22 protein-coding genes and 1 pseudogene are annotated in these 25316 nt (G+C 42.2%); 13 read left to right on the forward strand and 10 right to left on the reverse strand.

The window, feature by feature from the left end:
* Positions 1-18: 18 nt before the first annotated feature.
* The 3 genes from FTU37_RS07055 to FTU37_RS07065 all read left to right on the forward strand — a co-directional run bounded on the left by FTU37_RS07055 (position 19) and on the right by FTU37_RS07065 (position 1343).
* Positions 19-399, forward strand: a complete 381-nt coding sequence (locus FTU37_RS07055; RefSeq protein ID WP_180124069.1) for a hypothetical protein — start codon at positions 19-21, stop codon at positions 397-399.
* Between the two features lie 70 nt (positions 400-469).
* Complete coding sequence (locus FTU37_RS07060; RefSeq protein WP_180007236.1) at positions 470-1021, forward strand: AAA family ATPase; 552 nt, start codon at positions 470-472, stop codon at positions 1019-1021.
* Between the two features lie 109 nt (positions 1022-1130).
* Entirely contained in the window at positions 1131-1343 is a 213-nt protein-coding gene (locus FTU37_RS07065) for a hypothetical protein (protein WP_180007268.1), read from the forward strand.
* 84 nt (positions 1344-1427) lie between these two features.
* Here the strand turns inward: FTU37_RS07065 and FTU37_RS07070 are convergent, their stop codons facing one another.
* Entirely contained in the window at positions 1428-2456 is a 1029-nt protein-coding gene (locus FTU37_RS07070; protein WP_180007237.1) for a hypothetical protein, read from the reverse strand.
* Between the two features lie 159 nt (positions 2457-2615).
* Between FTU37_RS07070 and pheS the strand changes: the two genes are divergently transcribed.
* From pheS to FTU37_RS07085, 3 genes are all read left to right on the forward strand, one after another.
* Positions 2616-3596 carry a phenylalanine--tRNA ligase subunit alpha gene (pheS, locus tag FTU37_RS07075; protein WP_078192633.1) on the forward strand — a complete coding sequence of 327 codons (981 nt, stop codon included), beginning with the start codon at positions 2616-2618 and terminating at the stop codon, positions 3594-3596.
* Positions 3597-3726: 130 nt separating this feature from the next.
* Positions 3727-6108, forward strand: a complete 2382-nt coding sequence (gene pheT, locus FTU37_RS07080) for a phenylalanine--tRNA ligase subunit beta (protein WP_180124070.1) — start codon at positions 3727-3729, stop codon at positions 6106-6108.
* Positions 6105-6401, forward strand: coding sequence for an integration host factor subunit alpha (locus FTU37_RS07085; protein ID WP_004649746.1), 297 nt, complete (start codon positions 6105-6107; stop codon positions 6399-6401). The genes pheT and FTU37_RS07085 overlap by 4 nt, the downstream gene beginning before the upstream one ends.
* A gap of 299 nt (positions 6402-6700) precedes the next feature.
* Here the strand turns inward: FTU37_RS07085 and FTU37_RS07090 are convergent, their stop codons facing one another.
* The 3 genes from FTU37_RS07090 to trxA all read right to left on the reverse strand — a co-directional run bounded on the left by FTU37_RS07090 (position 6701) and on the right by trxA (position 9272).
* Positions 6701-6940 carry a hypothetical protein gene (locus FTU37_RS07090; RefSeq protein WP_168378482.1) on the reverse strand — a complete coding sequence of 80 codons (240 nt, stop codon included), beginning with the start codon at positions 6938-6940 and terminating at the stop codon, positions 6701-6703.
* Between the two features lie 412 nt (positions 6941-7352).
* On the reverse strand, positions 7353-8621 hold the full coding sequence (gene rho, locus FTU37_RS07095) for a transcription termination factor Rho (protein WP_067731074.1): 1269 nt from the start codon (positions 8619-8621) through the stop codon (positions 7353-7355).
* Positions 8622-8945: 324 nt separating this feature from the next.
* Positions 8946-9272 carry a thioredoxin gene (gene trxA, locus FTU37_RS07100; RefSeq protein ID WP_078192629.1) on the reverse strand — a complete coding sequence of 109 codons (327 nt, stop codon included), beginning with the start codon at positions 9270-9272 and terminating at the stop codon, positions 8946-8948.
* 266 nt (positions 9273-9538) lie between these two features.
* On the opposite strand from trxA, the gene ppx reads away from it, so the two are divergent.
* The 5 genes from ppx to FTU37_RS07125 are packed head-to-tail and all read left to right on the forward strand — an operon-like array spanning position 9539 to position 14648.
* Positions 9539-11059, forward strand: a complete 1521-nt coding sequence (gene ppx / locus FTU37_RS07105) for an exopolyphosphatase (RefSeq protein WP_078189571.1) — start codon at positions 9539-9541, stop codon at positions 11057-11059.
* 33 nt (positions 11060-11092) lie between these two features.
* Positions 11093-11917, forward strand: a complete 825-nt coding sequence (locus FTU37_RS07110) for an acetyl-CoA carboxylase carboxyltransferase subunit alpha (RefSeq protein WP_078189570.1) — start codon at positions 11093-11095, stop codon at positions 11915-11917.
* Positions 11854-13230 (forward strand): tRNA lysidine(34) synthetase TilS, encoded by a 1377-nt coding sequence (tilS, locus tag FTU37_RS07115; RefSeq protein WP_180124071.1) that lies wholly within the window; start codon positions 11854-11856, stop codon positions 13228-13230. Before FTU37_RS07110 ends, tilS begins: the two co-directional genes overlap by 64 nt.
* Positions 13227-14057 carry a pyrroline-5-carboxylate reductase gene (gene proC / locus FTU37_RS07120; protein ID WP_168378486.1) on the forward strand — a complete coding sequence of 277 codons (831 nt, stop codon included), beginning with the start codon at positions 13227-13229 and terminating at the stop codon, positions 14055-14057. Before tilS ends, proC begins: the two co-directional genes overlap by 4 nt.
* 27 nt (positions 14058-14084) lie before the next feature.
* Positions 14085-14648 carry a YggT family protein gene (locus tag FTU37_RS07125; protein ID WP_168378487.1) on the forward strand — a complete coding sequence of 188 codons (564 nt, stop codon included), beginning with the start codon at positions 14085-14087 and terminating at the stop codon, positions 14646-14648.
* 161 nt (positions 14649-14809) lie between these two features.
* On the opposite strand, the gene polA is transcribed toward FTU37_RS07125, so the two are convergent.
* The gene (gene polA, locus FTU37_RS07130; protein ID WP_168379814.1) at positions 14810-17575 is read right to left on the reverse strand and encodes a DNA polymerase I; all 2766 of its coding nucleotides are present in this window, start codon (positions 17573-17575) and stop codon (positions 14810-14812) included.
* Positions 17576-17738: 163 nt separating this feature from the next.
* On the opposite strand from polA, the gene FTU37_RS07135 reads away from it, so the two are divergent.
* A complete protein-coding gene (locus tag FTU37_RS07135; RefSeq protein WP_180124074.1) occupies positions 17739-20525 on the forward strand; it encodes a DUF2339 domain-containing protein in 2787 nt (928 codons plus the stop codon).
* A gap of 122 nt (positions 20526-20647) precedes the next feature.
* Here the strand turns inward: FTU37_RS07135 and FTU37_RS07140 are convergent, their stop codons facing one another.
* Both FTU37_RS07140 and FTU37_RS07145 read right to left on the reverse strand, forming a co-directional pair.
* Positions 20648-21571 (reverse strand): mechanosensitive ion channel family protein, encoded by a 924-nt coding sequence (locus tag FTU37_RS07140; RefSeq protein WP_180024385.1) that lies wholly within the window; start codon positions 21569-21571, stop codon positions 20648-20650.
* Positions 21572-21580: 9 nt separating this feature from the next.
* Positions 21581-22402, reverse strand: coding sequence for a hypothetical protein (locus tag FTU37_RS07145; protein WP_078192622.1), 822 nt, complete (start codon positions 22400-22402; stop codon positions 21581-21583).
* 100 nt (positions 22403-22502) lie between these two features.
* Here FTU37_RS07145 and gspE point away from each other — a divergent pair, with 100 nt between their 5' ends.
* The gene (gene gspE / locus FTU37_RS07150; RefSeq protein ID WP_078189563.1) at positions 22503-23990 is read left to right on the forward strand and encodes a type II secretion system ATPase GspE; all 1488 of its coding nucleotides are present in this window, start codon (positions 22503-22505) and stop codon (positions 23988-23990) included.
* 56 nt (positions 23991-24046) lie between these two features.
* On the opposite strand, the gene FTU37_RS07155 is transcribed toward gspE, so the two are convergent.
* The 3 genes and pseudogenes from FTU37_RS07155 to FTU37_RS07165 form a co-directional block, all read right to left on the reverse strand.
* Positions 24047-24397, reverse strand: a complete 351-nt coding sequence (locus FTU37_RS07155) for a hypothetical protein (RefSeq protein ID WP_180007244.1) — start codon at positions 24395-24397, stop codon at positions 24047-24049.
* Between the two features lie 171 nt (positions 24398-24568).
* Positions 24569-24961, reverse strand: a complete 393-nt coding sequence (locus tag FTU37_RS07160) for a DUF4951 domain-containing protein (RefSeq protein ID WP_180124075.1) — start codon at positions 24959-24961, stop codon at positions 24569-24571.
* A gap of 263 nt (positions 24962-25224) precedes the next feature.
* Positions 25225-25316, reverse strand: a pseudogene (locus FTU37_RS07165) (IS5/IS1182 family transposase); the annotation flags it as partial.

Here is a 25316-nt window from a genome sequence, read left to right on the forward strand (position 1 = left end):
TCAAAAGGTAACGGCCTGGTGCGCAAACAGTATCACTTCCGCCAAGTAGGTGATGATACGTATATTTGGGATGTACATCGTTTAGTAAAACTCAGTCAAAATTTTAAGATTCAGCAAATCCCTGTAAATGACATTCAAGAGTTAAATGAAGCATATTGGTTTCCAAAATCTGTACCGACCACACAGCAAATTATTGAACATCTGCAATTGGTAAATGATGCAGACTTAAGTTATCCCATTATTTTATGTGCCAGTGGTCGAGTGATGGATGGGATGCATCGAGTCGCGAAAGCCTGCATTTCTAATCAGTCACATATATTAGCCGTTCAATTTGAACAAACCCCAAAGCCTGATTTTATCAATATCGATGCAGATCTTTTGGATTATCGTAAAGAATAAAAGTTAACCTACAGATCCAATGCTGTTATCTTGGAGTAGATTCACCAGACTCAAGTAGATCATCATGACAATGAAAAGAATAAACGTAGTCGGTACATCAGCCACTGGAAAATCAACCTTTTCCAGAGCTTTGGCGGAAAAATTAAGGTTACATTATATTGAACTGGATAACCTATTTTGGCTGGATGATTGGCAGGAGTGTCCTGACGAAATCTTTTTTGCACGTATCGAAGCTGAAATTGCCAAAGCAAAAAATGGTTATGTTATTGATGGCAACTATACTCGGGCGATTCCGGTGAAATGGTCGGAAATAGATACGGTGATTTGGCTCGATCTACCGTTTCCAGTCAATTTATACCGCTCTGTAAAGCGCGCGATTTCTCGGGCTAAGTCCAAACAAGATCTTTGGCCGGATTCAAATAATCAGGAAAGTTTGTGGCGAATGTTTGGTCGAGATTCAATCGTTTGGTGGATGATTAAAACCCATAAAAAAAATCGTGAAAAATATCTACAGATGATGACTGCACCTGAATATCAACATATTCAATGGATTCGATTAGAGACACCAACTGCAGTTGATGCGTTTTTAGAACAATTGGGCTCTTATGTTTTTGATGTTTAAGTTTTATATTGCAAAAATAAAAAGTGCAGCCAAGTTACAGAAATAATCTTTATACCAAGCTTTGCGCCATGCCTAATGTATGGATAGAAAAAAACAAAAGGAAAATAAAATGTTGGCTGAAATTGTTGGAATGGGTCAAGGCAACATCACAGTAGAACTCGAAATGATTCCCCGCAAAGGTGAGGCGGTCAAAATCATGTATGGTGCAGATGCCGAGCTTGAGGGGGAAGTAGTCTCTATTAGTCATTATATTAATCAACATGCCGATCAACATCGCGTTCGATTAGAAATTCGTCCGTTTAATTATTTAACTACCTCATAATTTTGAGGTCTTTCATATATAAGCATGTTCATAAAAAAGCCCTTCCATGAGAAGGGCTTTTTAGTGTTGATCATATTTATACAGTTAAAGTCCGAAGTAATAAGCCAATAAGCAAATCACTACCGTAATAATAATTAAAGTAATCACTCCACCTGCACCGGGTTTATGGGTTGGATTTGGCGTGTGTGCATGTTGAGGATTTGATTTTCTTTGTTCAGTTTTAAAACCATCCAGAGGAGAGCTTTCAACAACAGGAGTTAAGCGTGCAGTTTTATAGTGATTGGCGACTTTCACAATAAATTTTGCCGTTAAATCTTCAGTTTTTTGAGCAAAATGTCGCAAATTTAACTGTTCTTCAGGTGTATAGATGCTGCCATCTGCGTGATAGGGATGCTGAATTTTAGACTGAATATGGCGGTTTAATGCTTCTAGGCGATGTAAGCTGTCATGTGCGAAATCCGCTTGTGCATCCGTTGGCAAGAGTGCAAGTTTTGCGGATTCATTCGATTCGCTGCTTAGATCAGGCTGCGTACCATAATAAGGTGTGCCTAACACCTCCGGCTCAATAAAACCTTCCGCCGGTTTTTGCAAAAATAATTCTGCTTCAGTGAAGTTATGAATATCATCCCATTTTGGTAACTGCATATCCGCTTCGATGCGTTTAATGAGTTTATGGTTCAGCTCATAGCGCCAAAAAGTTTCGCGACGTATTTGTAGTTGTTGGGATACAGGTGCTTCATAGTCATTTTCTGCGTTATACCACTCGGCAAGTTCTTTACCAAAAATCCATGCCTGCTTTTTATTTTGTTCGTGGCTCACAATAAAATGGGCAAAGGGAAGAAGTTCAACGTTAGCATTCGGATTTTGTTCATCATTTAGCAAGCTAGAGCTATGTAAGCTTAAGCGTTGTACCCCGTGTTTTTTTAAGCCTTCTAGCCAAATTTGGAAATGTTGAGCCAATAAATGCTGTGATAGCAAATCACGAAAATGGAAACTGTGCTGATCAAAAATGTGGTGATTCAACCAACGTTGAAAACTCAAACCTTGGTTGAGAAATTCATTGCCATAAGTGACGAGTGTGAGCTGTTGTTTCCAGATTGGATCGAGTGCCATAAAGATTGGATCCCATTGATATTGTGTTTATCTTATACTTTTTTTAAAACTTGATGCTAATGCAATTTTAACTTGTGAATGCGCTTCATCATAACGGCTAAAAACTGTTAGAATAAGGGGTTTATATTATTTTTTTAAATTGTTGCTTTGAGAGTTACTATGTCACTGGAAGCCCTGACCACTGAAGCGCTCGCTGCGATTGCAGCAGCAGAGGACCTTGCTACACTCGACCAAGTGCGAGTGCAATTTACAGGGAAGAAAAGCCAGCTCGCGGAACAATCGAAGTCGCTCGGTAAAATGGACCCAGAAGAACGTAAAGTTTTTGGTGCTCAAATTCATGCCGTTCGTGAATCGATTACTGGCGCACTGACTGCTCGTCAAGCTGAATTACAAAAAGCTGCATTAGAACAAAAGCTTGCTAGCGAAACGATTGATATTACTTTACCCGGCCGTGGTCAAACGGTGGGTAGTATTCACCCTGTGACCCAAGTTCAAGAACGTATTTGCCAATTTTTTACCAAAGCTGGCTTTACTGTTGCGACTGGTCCAGAAGTTGAAGATGATTATCACAACTTTGAAGCATTGAACATTCCGGGTCATCATCCTGCACGTGCGATGCACGACACTTTCTATTTTGATGCGAATCATTTACTTCGTACGCATACCTCAGGCGTGCAAATTCGTACGATGGAAAATCAGCAGCCTCCAATCCGTATTGTGTGTCCTGGTCGTGTTTATCGCTGTGACTCGGACCAAACGCATTCGCCAATGTTCCATCAAATCGAAGGTTTGTATGTGGCTGAAAACACCAGCTTTGCAGAACTAAAAGGTTTGTTGGTTAACTTGTTAAATGAATTCTTTGAAAAAGATTTGAAAGTACGTTTCCGTCCATCTTATTTCCCATTTACAGAGCCAAGTGCGGAAGTGGATATCATGGATGAACGTGGTAAATGGTTGGAAGTTTTGGGCTGCGGTATGGTGCATCCAAACGTTTTACAAGCCGCTGGCATCGACCCAGAAAAATACAAAGGCTTTGCCTTCGGTTTAGGTGTAGAGCGTTTTGCCATGTTGCGTTACGGCATTAATGACCTGCGTATGTTCTACCAAAATGATGTGCGTTTCTTACGCCAATTTGCTTAAACAGTTTTATACCTCTCCCTAACCTCTCCTAAAAGGAGAGGGGGTGTCCATCATGACTTAGGGTTCGTCCTCTTTCTTTAAAGGGGCGCTAGAGGGGATTAGAAATTTAGAATTAATAGGTTTTTATACAATGAAAATTAGCGAAAATTGGTTGCGTACATGGGTTAACCCAGCCATTGATAGCGATACACTTTCTGACCAACTGACCATGTTAGGTTTAGAAGTTGATGATTTATCTCCTGCTGCAAAACCATTTACTGGTGTAGTAGTCGGTGAAGTTTTAACAGTGGTTCAACATCCTGATGCTGACCGTTTACGTGTCACTACTGTAAACATCGGTTCAGGCGAGCCGTTACAAATCGTTTGTGGAGCTCCAAACGTACGTGTAGGCATGAAAGCTCCTGTAGCAACCATTGGTGCAGTACTTCCGGGCGATTTCAAAATTAAAAAAGGCAAGCTTCGTGGTGTTGAATCACAAGGCATGCTGTGCGGTGCGTCTGAAATTGATCTTGAAGATAAAATCGACGGTCTATTAGAGCTTCCTGCCGATGCACCTGTTGGTGTAAATGTGCGTGAATATTTAGATCTTGATGACAATGTGATTGATATCAGCATCACGCCAAACCGTGGTGACTGCTTCAGTATTCGTGGTATTGCACGTGAAATTGGTGTGATTAATCAACTCCCTGTGACTGCCCCTGAAATTAAAGAAGTTGCTGCAACAATTACTGATGAGAAGAAAGTTGTTGTTGAAACTGATGGTTGCCCACGTTACTTAGGTCGAGTGATCAAAAACGTCAATACCAAAGCACTAACTCCTGAGTGGATGGAGCGTGCATTAGCTCGTGCAGGCATTCGTCAGCACAGTATTTTGGTCGATATTACCAACTACGTTTTAATGGAATTGGGTCAACCTTTACATGCATTCGATGGCGGTAAAGTTGAAGGGGCAGTTCGTGTACGCCAAGCAACAGCAGCAGAAAAGTTAACGTTGTTGAATGAACAAGAAGTTAAATTATCTGAAAACGTGATGGTGATTGCGGATGATCAAAAAGCCTTGGCGATTGCAGGGATCATGGGCGGTCTAAGTTCAGCCGTTTCTGACGATACCACTGAAATTTTCCTTGAGTCGGCGTTCTTTGATCAACTCTATATCGCAGGTCGTGCACGTAGTTTTGGTTTGCATACCGATGCATCTCAGCGTTATGAACGCGGTGTAGACTTTGAATTGCCGATGACTGCAATGCATCGTGCTTCTCAGCTTATTGCTGATTTAGCTGGTGGTGAGTTTGGTCCAATTACTGTTGCTGAAAAAGTAGAGTTATTACCAAAACGTGAAGCCATTGAACTGAACCAAGCGCAAGTTGATCAACTGCTCGGTTATAAAGTTGAATCTGCATTTATTACGGATGCTTTAACGCGTTTGGGTTGCAATGTCACTGTGAAAGCAGAAGGTGAGTGGACTGTTTTACCACCATCACATCGTTTTGACATGGCGATTTATCAAGACCTCATCGAAGAAGTAGCACGTATTCACGGTTACGACAATATTCAAATTAGCTTGCCGGTGATTGATGTCAAACTAGCGAAATACCAAGACCAATTTGAATTGGTTCAGTTACGTCAAACTGCAGTGGCTTTGGGTTATCAAGAAGCGATTAGCTTTAGCTTTGCAGATGCGAAACTAGAGAAACAATTGAATCCACAGGTTCAACCACTAGCGCTTGCAAACCCGATTTCTAGCGACCTTGCAGTGATGCGTTCAACCTTATTATCAAGTTTGATCCCATGTGTGCAATACAACGTGAACCGTCAACAAAACCGTGTGCGTTTCTATGAGCTTGGTCTACGTTTTGATTATCAAGGTGCGAACAGCATTCATGATCTTAAACAGATCCCAACATTTGCACTAGTTGCAACAGGTTCACGTACGACTGAATCTTGGCATAGTAAAGCACAGCCTATGGATTTCTTTGACTTTAAAGGCGATGTAGAGGAGATTTTAAATTCTGCACGTTTAAATGTTGAATATGTACGTTCAGAGCGTACGTGGTTACATCCAGGTCAATCTGCTGAAATCTTAGTCAATGGTCAATCAATTGGTTATTTTGGTCGTTTACACCCATCTTTAGAAGATGAGTTGGATTTGGCGACTACTTGGGTCGCTGAATTAGATCAATCGGCTGTTTTGCAAACTTATGTATCTAATTTTACAGAATTATCACGTTTTCCGTCGGTTCGACGTGATATTGCGCTTTTAATTAGTGATAAGATTAATGTTAGTGAAATTCAGCAACTTATCGAAAAAACCGGCGGTGAGCTTTTAGACGCAGTTTGGTTATTCGATGTGTACACTGGTCAAGGTGTCGAAGAAGGCAAGCGCTCATTGGCATTTGCAATTCAATGGCAACATCCAACACGTACATTAGAAGATGCTGAAATCAAAACCGGTATGGATAACATACTTCAGGTGTTGGAAAACACTTACCAGGCGACATTGAGGGCTTCATGACAGCATTAACAAAAGCAGAAATGGCTGATCATTTAAGTGAGCTCACGAGTTTAAACCGTCGTGAAGCAAAACAAATGGTCGAGTTATTCTTCGATGAGATTAGCCAAGCGCTAATCTCTGGGGAACAAGTTAAACTCTCTGGTTTCGGTAACTTCGAGTTGCGTGATAAACGTCAACGCCCAGGCCGTAACCCGAAAACGGGTGAAGAAATTCCGATTTCTGCCCGTCGTGTAGTGACCTTCCGTGCGGGACAAAAATTCCGTCAACGTGTTGGAAATGAGCAGATCGATTGATCTGCTTTTTTTTGCCTTTGATTTAGGAGGCGCAGTGTTCATCATCTATCGCACAAGTCATGTTGAAGAATATTCGATTTAAGGTGAGACGATATAGTTGAGTTGAGTTGAGTTGAGTTGAGTTGTCGTAAAGATTGATTGTGGCTTTCTTTGAGCTAAATCTTCAGTTTTTATTTTTCAATAAGCATGGGTTTAGTATTTTGAATATTAGCTATTTTTTATTAACTAGGGTTTAAAGTTTCAGGCAATAAAAAAGAGAGCCAAAGGGCTCTCTTTTTGTGCTGAATAATCGGTTTAGATTATTGAGCTTCAGAAGCAGCAGCAGTAGCTTCAGATGCAGCAGCAGTAGCTTCAGAAGCAGCAGCAGTAGCTTCAGAAGCAGCAGCTTCAACAGCAGCAGCGTCAGACGCAGCAACTACTTCAGAAGCAGCAGCTTCAGATGCAGCAGCAGGAGCAGCTTCTTCAGTTTTTTTAGCACAACCAACGAAAGCTAAAGTAGTAGCAACTGCAGCAGCAATAGCGATTTTTTTGAATAACATGGCATCACTCTCTAAAATATGAGATTAAAAAATAACCTGCGTTAGTCTGTTGTGTGCTTTTATTATGCCTAATTTGAATAGGTATTAAAAATGCATAGAGCAGTCTAACTGGTCTGCGTGTATGCTATCACTGAGTATTTTGAAATGCTACTAGCGACTTTGAAAAAACCGTGAAAAATAGGTGAAAAACGACCATTTTTTAACAGAAAATAACAATTAAGAGAAAGATTTATATTGGGGAAATAGCAAATAAACCACTAAAAAGAATAGGGTTTTTTAAAATATATTTTTTATAATCATCAACTTGAAAATAAGTTTACATGGAAATCCATTAAATGTTTCTTTGTGTAACCAAAGTCAACCAAATAAAAAGGCCATCGTTATAGATGGCCTTTTCAGTCAAACATTCAACTTAGTTGGATGCTTTACGTTTCATTTGATCAAAGAAATCATCATTGGTTTTGGTTTCTTTCATACGATCAAGCAAGAATTCCATCGCTGCAAGTTCGTCTTGTGTATGAAGCAATTTACGTAAAATCCAAACTTTACGTAGGTTATCTTCAGACATTAGGCGCTCTTCACGACGTGTACCTGATTTTTTGATGTTCATCGCAGGGAACACACGTTTTTCAGCAATACGACGGTCTAGGGTAATTTCTTGGTTACCTGTACCTTTGAATTCTTCGTAGATCACTTCATCCATCTTACTACCAGTTTCAATCAACGCAGTTGAGATAATTGTCAGTGAACCACCTTCTTCAATATTACGTGCTGCACCGAAGAAACGTTTTGGACGTTCTAAAGCGTGTGCATCCACACCACCAGTAAGAACTTTACCAGATGAAGGGATTACGGTGTTGTACGCACGGGCTAAACGAGTAATTGAGTCAAGTAAAATCACCACGTCTTTTTTATGTTCTACAAGACGTTTAGCTTTTTCAATCACCATCTCTGCAACTTGTACGTGACGAGCAGGCGATTCATCGAATGTTGATGCAACGACTTCACCACGAACAGTACGTTCCATTTCTGTTACTTCTTCAGGACGTTCGTCAATCAGAAGGACAATCAAGAAACATTCAGGATTGTTACGAACAATCGACTGTGCGATGTTTTGTAACAACATGGTTTTACCCGCTTTTGGCGGTGCAACGATAATAGAACGTTGACCTTTACCAATCGGAGCAACCAAGTCAACCACACGTGCAGTTAAGTCTTCAGTTGTACCATTACCTAATTCCATCACCAATTGTTCAGTTGGGAATAAAGGTGTTAAGTTCTCGAAAAGAATCTTATTACGTGAGTTTTCTGGTGTGTCGTAGTTAATTTGATTAACTTTTAATAATGCAAAGTAACGTTCGCCTTCTTTAGGGGGACGAATCGTACCTGTAATGGTGTCACCAGTACGAAGGTTAAAGCGACGGATTTGTGATGGGCTCACATAGATATCGTCAGGGCCGGCTAGGTAAGAACCCGCTGCAGAGCGTAAGAAACCAAAGCCGTCCGACAGAATTTCTAGAACGCCATCACCAAAAATCTCTTCGCCGTTCATTGCGTGGCGCTTTAAGATGGCGAAAATAATATCTTGCTTACGGTTACGAGCCATTCCTTCGAGGCCCATAAACTCGGCAATCTTGATGAGTTCGCCAATCGGTTTTTTCTTGAGTTCGGTTAAGTTCATAGGTGGTCAGATAGAATCTAAAATTCTGAGGTACAGGTTGGAAAAGGGAGCAACAAATGTGCCGCGATCGTGCAAGAAACGATAGCAATTGGTTTGCACAAAACAATTCAGAGATCTGATTCGTTATATGAAGAGAGATGTGAAAAACAATTCTGTTGCCGAGCGGCATTTTATGTGTTGTGTGTTGTAAGAAAATGACAGGATTTGAGATCCTTTATTTCTTGAGTAAGCAATATAAGAGAGAACACAGCATTTGTCAATTTATCAGGCAAAAAAATACGCTGTATAAAACAGCGTATTTCCATGGGTTTTTATCGAAAAATATTAGATGTTTTCTTCGATGAAAGCTGTCAATTTAGATTTTGGTGCAGCACCGACTTGAGTTGCTACAACTTCACCGTTTTTAAACATTAATAATGCAGGAATATTACGGATGTTGTAGTTCACTGCAGTTTGTTCGCAAGAAGTTACGTCTACTTTAACGATTTTAACTTTGCCTTCAAACTCAGTTGAAAGTACTTCAAGTACAGGTGCAATGGCTTTACAAGGAGCACACCAACCTGCCCAGAAATCTACAAGTACAGGAGTATCAGACTCTAGTACATCGGCTTGGAAGTTTTCATCAGTTGTATTTACGATATTGCCAGACATGGATTTTGCTCCGGATTTAATTTTTAAGTTGACTCTATGCTTATAAGTATTACATAGCCAACTATAACAATGTAGGGGGTTATGTAAATTTTCGACCTGAATGGTCAGTTTGTCTAATGGATGATCACGATGCCGATGATCGTGTATGACTATCATTGCTTCAGATAAAAAAACGATAAGTTCCGTTCGAACTGCTCATAAATGGCTTTTAAATTGCATGTATGTGAATTAATCTAAGCACAATTCTGAACAGGTTTTTTTGAATAATGTCTGATTTTTTGATTGATGAAGAATTACTTGCTGCTATCGATATGGGATCGAACAGCTTCCACTTGGCTATCGCACGTGTAGACCATGGTGAAGTGAAAAAAGTTGCATCAATGTCAGAAAAAGTACAGCTTGCCGCAGGTCTAGACGAAAATAAAAATTTGACCGAAGCCGCACAGCAACGAGGATTAGCCTGCCTAGCACGTTTTGTAGGGCGTTTAAATCCTGTCCAAGCCAACCGTTTACGTATTGTAGCGACCAATGCCTTGCGCCAAGCAAAAAATGGTCATGAATTTATTCAAAAAGCCGCTGAAATTTTACCGAAGCCGATTGAAATTATTGCTGGTCGTGAAGAAGCCCGTCTCATTTATTTGGGGGTTTCACATACCATGGCAAACAGTGGTCGCCGTCTAGTGATTGATATCGGTGGGGGGTCTACAGAGCTGATTATTGGTGAAGAGTTTGAACCGATTCATACAGAATCTGTGCAAATGGGCTGTGTCGCTTTTACCAAAGCGTTTTTTGCTGATGGTGAAATTAACCTGAAAAGTTTTGATAAAGCGGTAAATGCTGCTCGCAAGGAAATTGCAGGTATTGCTAACACTTATAAAGCTGCGGGCTGGGATACTGTTGTCGGTTCAAGCGGTACGATCAAAGCGTGTCGTCAGATTTGTGTCAATATGGGCTGGAGTAACGATCAGGAAGAACTGACACGTGACGGTCTATTTAAACTCAAAGATAAATTGCTTAAATATAAGCATGTCAATGAAATGGAATTTGATGGTCTAAAAGAAGACCGTCGAGCAGTTTTGCCAGCCGGTATTGCCATTTTATATGCCGTCTTTGATGTGCTGAATATCGATAAATTGGTCTATTCGGATGGCGCATTACGTGAAGGCGTGATGTATGACCTCTTGGGTCGTTTCCAACATGAAGATGTTCGAGATCGTTCTGTACATGCGTTGATGGGTCGCTACAACGCAGATGTGAAACAAGCTGAGCGTGTAGTCAATACCGCGCAACAACTGTTTAATGGTGTGGCGACCGCACTGAATTTGACCAGTGATGACAGTGATTTACTGCGTCGTGCGGCATATCTGCATGAAATTGGTTTAGCGATTAGTCATAGTGGTTACCATCGTCATGGTGCCTATTTGTTGCAACATTCGGATATTCCGGGTTTCTCGCAAATTGATCAAAACCATTTGTCGCATTTAGTGGCGCATCATCGTCGTAAGTTACGCAGTGATGCACGTGTCGATGTGATGAAAGTCGGTGGTAACAAACTTGTTTACTTATGTCTATTGCTTCGTTTAGCAGTTTTATTAAATCATAGTCGCAGCGATGAGATGCTTCCTGCCATTGAATTAAGCGTGGACAATGCGCAACAATGGCAACTTAGTGTTTCTGGTGATGCCAAACAGTGGCCTTTGTTGGTTGCAGACTTGCATGATGAGCAAGTGCAATTTAAGCATTGGGATATTGAACTGAATATCCAGTCGGAACAATTTATCAATTAACAGACCAGTTAAGTTAGGGATAATGATCGACCTATGAAAAATAAAGCAGCTCAATCTAAAGCCTGGACTACGGTTCAGATCGCACGTCATCCTGAACGTCCGCAGTTTTTGGATTATGTTGGCGAAATTTTTACAGAGTTCGATGCTTTGCACGGTGACCGCCTATTTGGTGATGACGGCGCGATGATTGGTGGTTTGGCTCGTTTAGATGGTCAGCCTGTGATGATCGTAGGTCAGCACCGTGGTCGTAGTACACGTGAAAAATTACAGCATAATTTTGGTATGAGTAACCCAGAAGGTTACCGTAAAGCACAGCGTTTATTGGATATGGCGGAGCGTTTTAATCTGCCTGTCTTTACCTTTATTGATACCATGGGTGCGTACCCAGGCGTGGGTGCAGAAGAACGTGGTCAAGCTGAAGCGATTGCAACCAGTTTGGCTCAGCTTTCTTCACTTAAAGTGCCTGTAGTGGCAACGGTATTGGGTGAAGGTGGTTCGGGTGGTGCGCTCGGTATTGGCGTGGCTGACCGTGTGATTATGCTATCTCACAGTATTTATTCAGTGATTTCACCTGAAGGCTGTGCATCTATTTTGTGGAAAACTGCAGAGAAAGCAGAACAAGCAAGTGAAGCATTGGCATTGACGGCAGATAAATTGCAGAAGATGGGCATTGTGGAATACGTGGTGGACGAAGCGGAAGGCGCACATTTAAACCCTGAAAAAGTCATGCAGGATTTGAAAGTGGTCTTGAAGCAAGCTCTAGAAGAACTGCAACCAATGGATGCAAACGAACGATGCGAAGCGCGTTATCAGCGTTTAATGAAGTTTGGCAGCGACAATTTAGGGCTGACTGCTTAAGTCAAATTCAGGCGCTGCCTGAACAAAGCCGATTTTTAATAGGATGTAGTGGTGGCATGGATTCCATGTTGCTGCTGCATCTTATGCCGTTTTTGTGCCCTGAAAAAATACGGGTAATTTATATTGATCACCAACTACAAGAGAGTAGTCACGCTTGGGGGGAGTTTGTACGTGCTCAGTGTGCAGCGCTGAATCTTCCATTCATCATACAAAAAGTTCAGGTTGCGCAAGGTAACCTTGAAAATCAAGCACGCTCGGCCCGCTATCAAGCCTTTGCCCAACATTTACAAGCAGATGAAATATTGGTACTCGCGCATCATCAGCAAGATCAAGCCGAGACACTGATGTTGCGGCTACTTTCAGGTGCGGGTGTCCATGGCCTTGCTGCCATGAAAAAATTCGATGTACGTGAAGATTTTGCTTTATGGCGTCCGCTATTGGATCTTTCACGTGAGCAAATTTGCCAATGGGCAGCACAACTGCATGTGCAAAATATTCAAGATCTCACTAATTTTGATACCGACTATGACCGCGCGTGGAGTCGTGAAATTCTATGGCCTGTACTCAGTGGTCGATTTCCTAAAATGCAGCAAGCCCTGAGTCGAACCAGTTATTTGATGCAAGATGCTGATGAAATTTTACACGAGGTGTTGCAACAAGATTTGGCAGCCTGTGGTTCATCGCAAACTTTATCTTTAGTGGTTTTACAACAGCTCAGTCTGGCACGTCAGCGTCAGTTGTTATCGCACTGGATGAAAGGTGAGGGGCAATATCGTCCAAGTTTTGAAATGGTACAGCGATTATTTTCAGAAGTGATTGGCTCACGCGAAGACTCGCAAGCGGCATTACACTGGAATGGATTTTATTATCTGCGCTTTCAACAGCAACTTCATCGGATTACCAAAGCGGATTATCTGCCAGCAGAATCCATTCAAGAGGTTGAGGTTATAACTTGTGTTGCAGGTCAGTCTCTCAAGTTGCCTACAGGCCATTTTGTGATTCAATCCTCAGAAGTTGGCTTATCACCTGAATTATTGGGGCAGCAACTGCAGATTCGCCCACGTCTTGGCGGTGAAAAAATTCATTTATATGGTCGTATCGGAAGTTGGCCGTTGAAAAAAGCCATTCAGCAGGCGCAAATTTTTCCATGGCAGCGTCATACTATTCAAATATTAAGCCGAGATAATGTTATGCTAGGCGTCTTTACGCCTCAGGGCTTTTGGTTGGCGCAGTCTGAATTTTGTACTCAAGCTGGCTGGCAACCGACATTATCTCTTAACGCTAAATCTGCAATATCGGATCTTCAATCATGAGCGCAATTCTAAATTGTAATATCAGTTTCATTGGTGGCGGCAACATGGCACAGGCTTTAATTGGTGGCCTAATTGCACGTGGTGTCCCGACTACACGTATTACAGTTTCAGATCCCGTAGAAAAAGTACGTGAGCTTTTGGCTGAAAAAGATTTGCATGTGACGGATGATAATGTTGCAGCAATTCGAGATGCTGATATTGTACTTTTTGCAGTTAAGCCTCAGGTGTTGGCAAAAGTTTTGGCACCATTACAAGGTTTGCTAGAAGGGAAGTTGGTAATTTCAATTGTTGCAGGTGCAGAAATTGCAACGATTTCAAAATTATTAGGCACAGAGCGTATTGTTCGTGTCATGCCAAATACACCTGCTTTAGTTCAAACCGGTGCGCATGGTTTGTATGCAGGTGAAGCGGTTTCGGCTGAAGATCGTGATCTTGCAAGTCAAGTTTTGGCTTCAACTGGTTTAACACTTTGGGTAAACTCTGAAGCGCAGATTGATGCGGTAACAGCAGTTTCTGGCTCAGGTCCTGCATACTTTTTCTATATGATGGAAAGTATGATCCGTGCAGGAAAAAACATGGGCTTGGATGAAAAAGTGGCTACAGCACTCACCTTGCAAACTGCATTAGGTGCCGCACAAATGGCGATTACCAGTGCCAACAGTCCTGCGGAGTTGCGTAAAAATGTAACTTCTCCAAACGGTACAACACAAGCCGCGATTGAAGTATTTGATCGTGCTCAGATTTCACAAAATATTCAGGCCGCTTTAGCCGCAGCGCAAAAGCGTAGCCAAGAGTTGGCACAAGAGTTAAGCGAAAGCACCAAATAATTCGATTTGATTTAGGAAAGTTCAAGTATGGGCTCTGCTCAAATTTTTGGAATCATTATTAACGTTGCAATTTTGCTCGTATTTTTCCGTTTTTTAATGCAGCTTGCTGCCGTGAGTCCATATAACCCTGTGGTTTTGGCAACAGTAAAAGCAACAAAAATTGTCGACATCTTTAGCCGAATTTTCCCAACTTTGGCCAAAGGTCGAGTGAATACCGCAGCATTGGTGTTGGTGGTGATTCTGTATTTGTTAAAAATGTTTGGTTTGATGTATTTGTCAGGCGTGGCGGTGAATAGTCCATTCCATCTGATCATTATGACCTTTGTGACCATGATTCAGGATTTAATCCGTTTCTGTCGTTACTTAATTTTTGCATCGATTATTTTGAGTTGGGTCGTGATGTTTAGCCAGTCACGTTCGCCTTATATTGAAGTGGTTCAAGAGTTGGCAGAACCGCTACTTGCGCCATTCCGTCGTATTCTTCCAAATATGGGGATGATTGACTTGTCACCAATTTTTGCGATTTTGGCATTGTTGGTTGCGGAAACCATTATGAAGCAAGTCGCAATTGCATTATTGACTGGTCTTTAATCTGAGCTAAGACGAGTTAAATTAAAAAGGACGCCGAGGCGTCCTTTTTTGTGGATTTAATATGTGGTGTAAAACAAGATATTTCTACTAACTAAGAAACATCTCACCTCCATCCCAACCTTCCTCCTATAAGGAGAAAGGTGTGAATGAACGTGAATGAATTAGTGTGCTTCGTCCCAGTTATTGCCTTGACCCACTTCCACAATCAGTGGAACGGAAATTTTCAACACAGATTGCATCACTTCAGTCAGTTGGGCAGACAGTTCATCGGCAATTGCAGCATCAACTTCAAACACCAATTCATCGTGTACTTGCAGTAACATTTTGGCTTGATCTTTCGGTAAGATTTTATCGACGGCGATCATGGCCAATTTAATAATATCCGCTGCAGAACCTTGTAGTGGTGCATTGATCGCTGCACGTTCAGCGCCTTGTTTCACCATTTTGTTGCTCGCCATAATGTCCGGTGTATACAGACGACGACCTAAAATGGTTTCCACAAAACCTTGTTCACGTGCGACTTGGCGAGTACGTTCCATATATTCCAAAACACCAGGGTAGCGTTGGAAGTATTTACCAATATAGTTACGCGACTCTTCTCGAGTGAAACCCAGTTGACGGGTCAAACCGAATTCTGACATACCATAGAGCAGACCGAAGTTCACCGCTTTGGCTTGACGACGTTGGTTGCTGGTCACTTCATCGAGTGGAATGCCCAAAACTTCTGCCGCAGTACGTTTATGTACGTCTTGCCCATGATTGAAGGCATCGACCAAGGCATGATCTTGCGAGAAATGCGCCATTAAACGTAATTCGATTTGCGAGTAATCGGCTGCCAATAAAATGCGACCTTCAGGTGCAATAAAGGCTTTACGGATTTGACGTCCAATATCTTCACGGACAGGAATGTTTTGTAAGTTTGGATCGGTAGATGACAAACGACCTGTAGCCGTTAAAGCTTGGTGGTAACTGGTATGCACACGATGTGTGTCATTATTCACTTGCTTTAACAGACCATCGGTATAGGTGCTTTTCAGTTTAGAGAGACCACGATATTCCAAAATTAAATCAGTAATCGGATGATCGATTTTTTCTAACACACTTTCACTGGTACTGTACTGACCTGTAGAAGTTTTCTTACCGCCTTTTAAACCTAATTTATCAAACAGAATCTCGCCGACTTGTTTTGGTGAGCTGACATTGAAGCTTTGACCCGCAAGATCGGTAATTTCTGTTTCTAAATTTTGAATGGTATTGGCAAATTCCACACCGAGTTGGTCGAGGAAGTCCATATCTAGCTCAATGCCGTTTTCTTCCATAGAGGTTAGAACACGGGCAACAGGCATTTCAATATTGTGCAAAATATTGATCAGTTCCGGATGGGCTTGTAACTTTTTATCGAGTACTTCATACAGACGATAGGTCACATGGGCATCTTCTGCGGCATAATGGGCTGCCGTTTCGAGCTCAATTTGGTTAAAGGTCTTTTGTTTTGCACCTTTGCCCGCCACTTGTTCGAACGTCGTTGTGAGATGACTTAAATACAAACGCGCGACGTCATCCATCCCATGACGTGTAGCCACAGAGTTAAGGACATAAGAGGCCAACATGGTATCGAAATACCAACCTGCCAAATGAATGCCATGATTTTCTAAGACATGTGCATCATATTTGAGATGATGACCAATTTTTTTTACGTCATTATCTTCAAGTAAAGGTTTGAGTTGATTCAGGATCGTGTCGCGATCAAGTTGTTGCGGTGCACCTTCATAATTATGCGCAAGCGGCACGTAATAGGCATCATGTGCATCTAAAGCCACCGAGAAACCTACAATCTGCGCCACGCGGTAGTCGAGGCTAGTGGTTTCGGTATCAAAGGCAAAACGCTTTTCAGTGCTCAGACGTTTAAATAACACATCCCAATCTTCTTGGGTCAATACCGTGTGATAACGAGCTTCACCAAGTAAATCATCAACACTGGTTTTGTCCGCTTGATCTTCCACTTCAGGTGCATTGGCTACAGTCGCCGTGGTGTTGATGGCTTTGGCTGCTTGTTTGTAGGTTGCACCATTGGGGTTGTTTGGATGATCTAATGACTGCAGTTGGTTACGGAATTCTAGTTCCGTATATAAATCACGCAGTGCTGGAATATTTGGATCGGCAAGTTTCAGATCTTCGTATTTAAGGCCCATGTCGAGGTCGCAAACGATGCTCGCCAGTTGGTGGTCAAGAGCAATTCCTTCAACATTGTCTTTAATGTTTTGACCGACTTTACCTTTAATACTGTCAACATTTTCTAAAATTCCGCCAATCGAACCGTACTCGGTTAAAAGTTTCGCTGCTGTTTTTGCGCCAACACCGGGTACACCACGAATGCCGTCAGAGGCATCGCCCATCAGCGTAAGGTAGTCAATGATTTGATTCGGCCACACCCCAAATTTTTCAAAAACGCCTTGAACATCCATCGGTTTGTCTTTGAAGCTGTCTTCTAAAGTGACACGCTCAGTAACGAGCTGCGCCATGTCTTTATCACCGGTGGAGATCAAAACTTGATGACCGGCTGCTTCAGCGCGTTTGGCTAAAGTTCCGATAATGTCATCGGCTTCAGCACCCGGCAACATATGCAGTGGGATCCCTAGAGCACGAATTAATGCATGAAGATATGGAATTTGTTGTGATAATTCTTCGGGCATACTTGGACGGTCACCCTTATAAATTGGGGACAATTCATGACGGAAGGTTGGTTCAGGTGTATCGAAAATAACGGCCATATGCGTCGGTTGAATACGACGCATTAATTTTTGGATGGCAGAAATGGCACCTCGGATTGCATTGGTATGCAAACCGGTTGAAGTGGTTAATGGTGGCAGTGCATGGTAGGCACGAAATAAAAAGTATGAGCCATCGACCAAGACAAATGGTGGCATGGATAATTTCCTAATCCTGAAAACGGTTTTATTGTACGTGATTTTTTGCCCGCACGCAGAGTCTAGATTGTATATGTAACTTACCGAATCACTGATGAATAGTTTTAATCCATCGGTCAGGCTCATGTATCATCAAAACATTCAGGAAAATGACGAAGCAGGTATGCTGAAACAGAATAATGAAATCAAGATGATTTGGTTGATGACGCTGATCATGGTAGGGATCGGGGCATGGTACTTAGATGTCCGAATCTTGAGTTATATCAGTGGCATCGGTTTTATGCTCAGTGTGATGAATTATGTCGATGATTTACAGCACGGCGCTGATGCACTGACCTTATCAAAACAACCATTTCAAGTGACATCAAAGGTTCCGTTATATATTGCATCGTTATTAACGGTCGTTGGACTGTTAACAGAATTGGGATATTTGGTTGCGATCGGGATTAGCCTGTGGGTTTATTTTTTTCTGCGTTGGCTGAAACGATTAGAACGTCAGCTGCATCTATTGCAAGGACGTGCGCTTCAGTCGCAATCCAGTCATGCGGCTACTTCAATATCAGCGTCGACAATAGACCGTCCTGAAAATTTTGATTCTGACAATACACCATCTGTGCATCCCGCGACGGCAATTGGTACAGCTAGACATCAGGCAGTAGTCAATTCAACGCCTTCTAATACACCATCCAAGTCTGCACCAAATCTATCTAGTCAAATTCAGCAATGGCTTTTCCAAGGCAATCCCGTGTTAAAAGTGGCGGTATTGGTCTTGGTGATTGGCGTGGTGCTCTTACTTAGATTTGCCACAGAGCACTGGCAACTAAGCTTGGCCATGAAACTGCTGATCGTGAGTTTGATCAGTGCTGGTGTTGTCGGGCTGGGTTTTTGGCTACAAACCAAAAATCGAAGTTTTGCCTTAGCGCTAGAAGGTCTAGGTCTTGCAGCGCTGTTTTTGACTTTATTTTTTGCCTATTACAATGCCGTGATTTCGGGCTTTAGCATAGCCTGTGTACTGTATGCAGCGCTTATGGCATTGACGATTTGGCTCAGTTTGAAACAGCAGTCGGTAGAACTGGCAATTATGGCAATGCTGATCGCCTATCTTGCTCCATTTACCTTGCCTGTTCGTGATGCAACTGCAACGGAATTTATTGCCTATTATCTTGTAATTAATCTGGCTGTTGCGGTCATGAGTACTTTAAGACCGTGGAAATATCTGAATCAAATCGCATTTTTGATGACGGTGATCATGGGGGGTGGATATGCTTTTTACCACGGATACACCACCGAACGGCAGATGATGAGCGTGCTGGTTTTAGCCCATGCCGCGATTTTCATCTGGCTTGGTTTTCGTTTTAGCCAGTTATTGGCGAAACAAGATCTTGCGCATTTTCAGCTTAAACCTGCCTTGGATATTGCACTGATATTTGCTGCACCAGTGCTTGCTTATCTGGCATTGTATTTGATGTATTTTGAGGAAACGGTATGGCAGGCGGGGTATAGCCTGTTATTCGCAGCGCTTTTTGCCGCACTGTATAGCATCAGTAAACGCAGTGCTGTGATCCCACTGATTGCACAAAGTTATTTGAGTTTGACCTTAATATTCTTGGCATTGATTCCACCAATAGTATTGAAAGAGCAGTGGAGTGTGATTGGCTGGGCGGTTGAAGGTGCATTGATTTTTATATACGCCCTATACAAGCAATCAAATATCAGCCGTTATTTAGGCATGGCGCTCTTGGTGATGGCAGGTTGTTCAAGTCTATACTATTTGGTTCAACTGCCACATTTCCCTGCACAGATGTATTGGGGCGTGTGTTTAAGCTATTTGGCGGCCATTATCGTGACGCATGCTGTTCCTGCATTTCATAAACAACTTTCAAGTTCGAGTATCGCTTTTCAATGTGTGCAAATGCTCTCAGCAACCACCATGTTCATCATGTTGCTCTTAGATTGGTTGCAGACTAGCCATCAATTGGCCCTGAGTCTATTTATTGTCAGTGTGGCCTATCTGATGGTGAATGAAGGCTTGTTAAAACAAAAAGCTTCGTGGAGTTGGTCCATCATTAAATGGACGGGTCTAGTGCCTGTTTATGTGATGGGGCTGTACCAAGTCATTTCAGTGAGTGAGAACGGTCAGTTACTTTGGCATTCAACGATGGAGCAGATTTATTTTGCATTCGCTGGGCTGTGCTTGACGCTGCTTTGGCTACGACCATTACTTGGTGTGCGTGAAGAAAAAGAATGGGTCAGTCTCGGAATTTTGAGCAGCTTGGCGTGGACAAGTCTGACGCTGATACCCGGTATGCCATATATCAGTGTGGTAATTTTGCCGCTATTATTTTGTGCATGGTGTTATTGGCAAGCCAAAGAACCTGTCTGGAAAATGTTTTGGCAAGCGCGTAGCAGTTTGTTTTTGGCTTTGAGTTGGATCATCAGTTCGCAATTATTTAGTCAGCAGGCCTTTGTGGGATATATCTTGCCGATACTGAATCCATTTGATGCGGTGAGTTTGCTGTTGTTGGCGGCTTTTTTATGGATGCTGAATCAACAGTTAAAAGCTGGTTTAGATCGTAGCTTGGCTGCTGTGTTGAGTGTCCTTGGGCTACTTTGGTTAAGTAGCTATGTTGTGCTCCGTGCCTTACATATATATCTGGATACGCCTTATAACAGTTTAGACATTTGGAGCGATGAGACCATTCAACTGAGTTTTACTATGCTGTGGGTGTTATTGGCTTTGGTGAGTATGCGCTTCGCCACTCAGCGCCAATTACGTTCAGTTTGGCTACTTGGTGGCAGTATTTTGGTCTTGGTTACTTTGAAATTGGTCTTGCTGGATTTATCTCATGTCGGCACTCTCATGAGAGTAATTTCATTTATGGCCGCAGGTTTTGCCATGCTTTTGATTGCCTATATTGCCCCTATGCCGAATGACAAGATTGAACCATAATGAAATTCTTAAAGGTACGAGATCACTAAGCTGTACAGGTCGATGGCTATAAAAAGTGGATGATAAAAAAGCCCTGCACATTTGAAGATATGCAGGGCTTTTCATATCAAGTCGATAGACCATTATTTGAGTTGAGGCTCTCGTTGAATCTCTTGTGCATTGGCATATTGATCGACGTCAGCATCGCTTGCTTGTGTAGAAAGCGGGTGGTCAACAAAACCCATTTTCGGTACAGGGATTTCAATTTTATTTTCGACAAAGGCATTGCGAATCCGTTCTTGCATTTCATCACGGACTTTTAGGAAATTCTCTCTTTGACACCAAATGGCAAAAAGCAATTCAATGGATGACTCTCGAAAGGCAGTGACGGTCACGGCAGGTTTAGGATCGGCCAAGACCAATGGATATTTACTGACGGCATCTAATAAAACTTCACGGACTTTGATGATGTCTTCATGAAAGTTAATCGCAAGGGTAATTGGAATTCGCCGTATTGGAAACTTAGACAGGTTATGTACAGGTGCCCGAATCAGTTGTTCATTCGGCAAACGGACATAGACATTGTCTTGCGTGAGTAACTTGACCGACAACAAATCAATCGAGATCACTTCACCTTCAATGGTATGCCCGCGAATCAGTGTCAATTGAATGGTATCACCAACCTCAAAAGACCCTTCACCGATCAAGAACATCCCGCTGATCAGGTTGGATGCGGACGTTTGCGAGGCAAAACCCAGTGCGACCGTTAAAATACCTGCTGCACCCAAGAAGACGCTGAGTTTAAAGCCGGCTTCTTTTAAACTGGCCATCACAAAGATTAAAAAAATGAAATAGAAAATCCCGCGACGCCAAACCAACTGCTGATGGGCATTGAAACGCATACCTACAGTGCGGATAAAGGTGTTTGAGATAAAACGTGCAATCAGAAAGCCGATGACTGCCAGTAAAACAGCCACCAATAATTCTGTCAGCCGATCAGTATTGAGATTGGCGACCATTCCTTTTAGGCTGCTGGTAATTTCTGTCGAAATATTTAAATCTGCCATGGCTCACCGTTAGAAAAATGAATCAAACATATTGAACAGCACATTGGCTGACTCGCGTGGCGGATGCAGATAAATCACGTCACCTGCTTGTGGCGGTGTACGGTTTTCAATTTTGACCCGCGGCGGTTTGTCATGACCCTCATGCACGACCCGAATTTGTGAAGTCCATAAACGTCCTGTACTTTCACTATAAAATAATGGCAAAGCCGGTACAGGCACATTCATACGGTCAAAGCGAATCTGTTGATTACTCACGTTATGAAACTCAATAGGGGTTACAGCACGAAAAGCACGAGGTTTGAGTTGTTTAAGTTCTGTACGACCATCAACTGCTGTGGCATAGCAAATTTCACCCATTCGATGATTCGGACCAAACCAGGTATCTTTTGGTAGAATAACAGGTATATCAAACAAAGGTTCTCTAAGACCTTCGACAAAACCAGCAATCCAAAGCGGTGTGCTGATATATAGCGTTCCGCGCTGTCCAGCTGGAATATAAATCGGATCGACTGGTTTAATCACCACAGACCGATCGGCCAAACGTGGCATAATTTGAATTTTGTCATGTGTCTGGCGGAACATATAACGTTCCATTTTAATGGGCTGTGGAAAACCAAATTCAGGGTCTTGAATCGGATGCCATTGCTGCTCATAGTCAAACTGAAAGGTCGGGCGATGGTATTCCATACGCCACTCTTGCATGCCGCGCGTTACACGGAACAATAAAGACCCAAACTGCCAACTGCGCGGGTGATTCAGTTCAAATTGATATTCCCCCCACCATTTACGTTTTGGGGATTCCTTTTCAGTCAAATCATTTTCTAATGGCAATGCGTATATCCCTTGTCCTGATAAATCCTAAAAACAGACTTCACGCTGTCAGATGCTTAGAGTACACTCAAAACAACTTTTTTCATCATTATAATGCGTGATGCAAGTACTTAAACAATTACAAATACCATATAGTTTTGCCAAACGTCATGGCGTATTGCTTCGATATGAGGGTGATCAAGCTTTTATTGTACGTCGTGACAGCACGCCACTGTTGGCTTTACAGGAAGCACGTCGCTATTTAGGGCATCCTGCACAATATCAATTATGTAGCGAGCAAGAATTTAATCAATTACTCAGTGCAAGCTTTGCCGGAGACACCGGTGAGTCTCAACAAGTGGCAGCGGGTCTGGAAGATCATCCTGATTTACTTAGCCTTGCGGACTCTGTACCAGAAGCTGAAGATTTGATGGATCAGGAGGATGATGCGCCGATTGTACGGTTAATCAATGCCTTATTGTCTGAAGCGATCCGTGTCGGGGCTTCAGATATTCATATCGAATCTTTTGAAAAAAAGCTGTCTGTCCGCTTACGTGTCGATGGTCAGTTACGTGAAATTGTGCAGCCACGTCGTGAACTAGCACCACTGTTGGTGTCACGTATCAAAGTCATGGCCAAACTCGATATTGCAGAAAAGCGAATTCCACAAGATGGTCGTATTTCACTACGTTTGGCGGGCCGAGAAGTTGATGTTCGTGTATCAACCTTACCATCTTCCTATGGTGAACGTGTGGTGATGCGTTTACTCGATAAACAAGCTGGGCGTTTAAACATGACCCATTTGGGCTTGATGCAGCATGACTATGATCGATTGAAACAACTGGTACATCGTCCGCATGGCATTATTTTGGTTACGGGACCAACGGGTTCGGGTAAAACCACCACCTTATATGCGGCATTGTCTGATCTAAATGATGGTTCAAAAAATATTTTGACTGCGGAAGATCCAATTGAGTATCAACTTGAAGGGATCGGGCAGACGCAGGTCAATACCAAAGTGGATATGACCTTTGCTCGTGCATTAAAAGCCATGCTTCGACAAGACCCAGATGTGGTGATGGTCGGGGAGATTCGTGATTTAGAAACTGCTGAAATTGCAGTACAAGCGTCATTAACGGGCCATTTGGTACTTTCAACGCTGCATACCAATACAGCAATCGGTGCAGTGACCCGTCTTAAAGACATGGGGATTGAACCCTTTCTACTGTCAAGCTCATTGATAGGTGTGGTGGCGCAGCGTTTGGTTCGAACCTTGTGCCGTCACTGTGCGACTTGGCATGATGCCGATGATTTTGAAAAAGACTTATTTAGGCATCTCGATGCATCGGCTGAGTTAAAATTGCCTCAACCTAAAGGCTGTGAACAATGCTCGCATACTGGATTTACAGGGCGTACCGCAATTTATGAAATCGTCCCGATTGATGAGCAAACACGTCGCCTCATTCATGGTAATGCTGCTGAGTTTGAGTTAGAAAATCATGTACGTGCAAATGCGGGTTCAATTCGTGATGATGGATTGCGTAAAGTTTTGGCAGGTAAAACCACCATTGAAGAAGTGCTCAGAGTGACGAATGAAGCGGCTGAATAGTCAGTGTGAAATATAAATAAAGCCCCGAAGCCTGTGTAAGGATTCGGGGCTTTGCTTTAGTTAATCTTTTCAAAATGAATTACAGCATCATATGCTTTGTCTGTCAGAGTGAGGTGAGTTGCATCACTCAGTTTCATTTCAATGCTATTACTCTCTTTATATTTCAGAACATCATTATTCACTTCGGCCATACCGGATGAAGCACTAGAAGTGCGCTCAGTATTATTTTTATCGAGCCAAAATTCGTCTTTAATTTGGTAGTCATCGCCTTGTTTGCTAATGGAAAGTTTGCGTAGGCTCTCCGTGTCAGGTGTTTGTTTCCATTCCCCTGAAAAATCAGGCGCAGGTGTTTGGCTACATGCGGCTAAGGCCAAGCTTAGAAAAAGCATCGAAAAGTATGTTTTCATTGTAAAGTCCTGAAAATGATTTTAATTTTTTATGGATGTATAGTTAATTATAGTTTGAATATTAAACATTTTTTAAATTTTATTCATTATTCTTTCTATCGAATGTCTCATAATTTTTTATTTTAATTTGAACAAAAACAGCCCAAAAATATGGGCTGTACGGTCTTTCACTTACCACAAACTGACAACTTTCTTCATCAATTCAGCACGAATGGGCGCGGTTGGGTTACCTGCATTGCGCTGCGTTTCATTTTCATAAAACTTTTGCCAAGTTTGAACCATCTCTAAAGTGACATCTTGAGTTTTAAGCTTTTCAACGTCGGCTTTGGTGATGTTGGCTAAGCACGCTGCAGCACCTTCTGGGCCTGTACCCCAACCAATGATGCCTTGACCATAGGCAGGTAAAGACATGTTGTTCGGTGTTGGCGGTAGCGCAAGACGTTGAATATCTGGATTGACCAAGGATTTAATGTGAGGACGGACTTTTTCAGACAGGGTTAATTCGGCAAAACTTAGTGTAGATGCGCTGATGAGCAATGTACTGATAAGGAGAGGTTTAAGCATCATAGATCAACAAATGAATGTAAATAATAATCGTTATATATTTTAGCAAGGTTTTGGTAGCTGAATAAGAATATTTAAATGCATTGGAAATGGATAAGGCTTTATTTTGAGCTCAGCTGTAGATGTGTAGAGGTCAAAAAACTCAAAGCACTATTTTATAAGGAATTAAAACAGTGCTTTGTATAGATAGGTACAAATGGATTTAAGTCAAAACATTTAAAGTGACATTAGGGTGTGTTGACATTTACAGCCGATAAATTGAGCTAAAGAGGCAACCATATAAATATACAAGCTAAAGCAACAGCGCTTTGATAGTTACGTTTTAGCTTATCGTATCTTGTGGCAATTCCTCTAA

It is taken from the genome of Acinetobacter sp. YH12097 (assembly GCF_013419225.1).
GTDB classification, from domain to species: Bacteria; Pseudomonadota; Gammaproteobacteria; order Pseudomonadales; family Moraxellaceae; genus Acinetobacter; species Acinetobacter amyesii.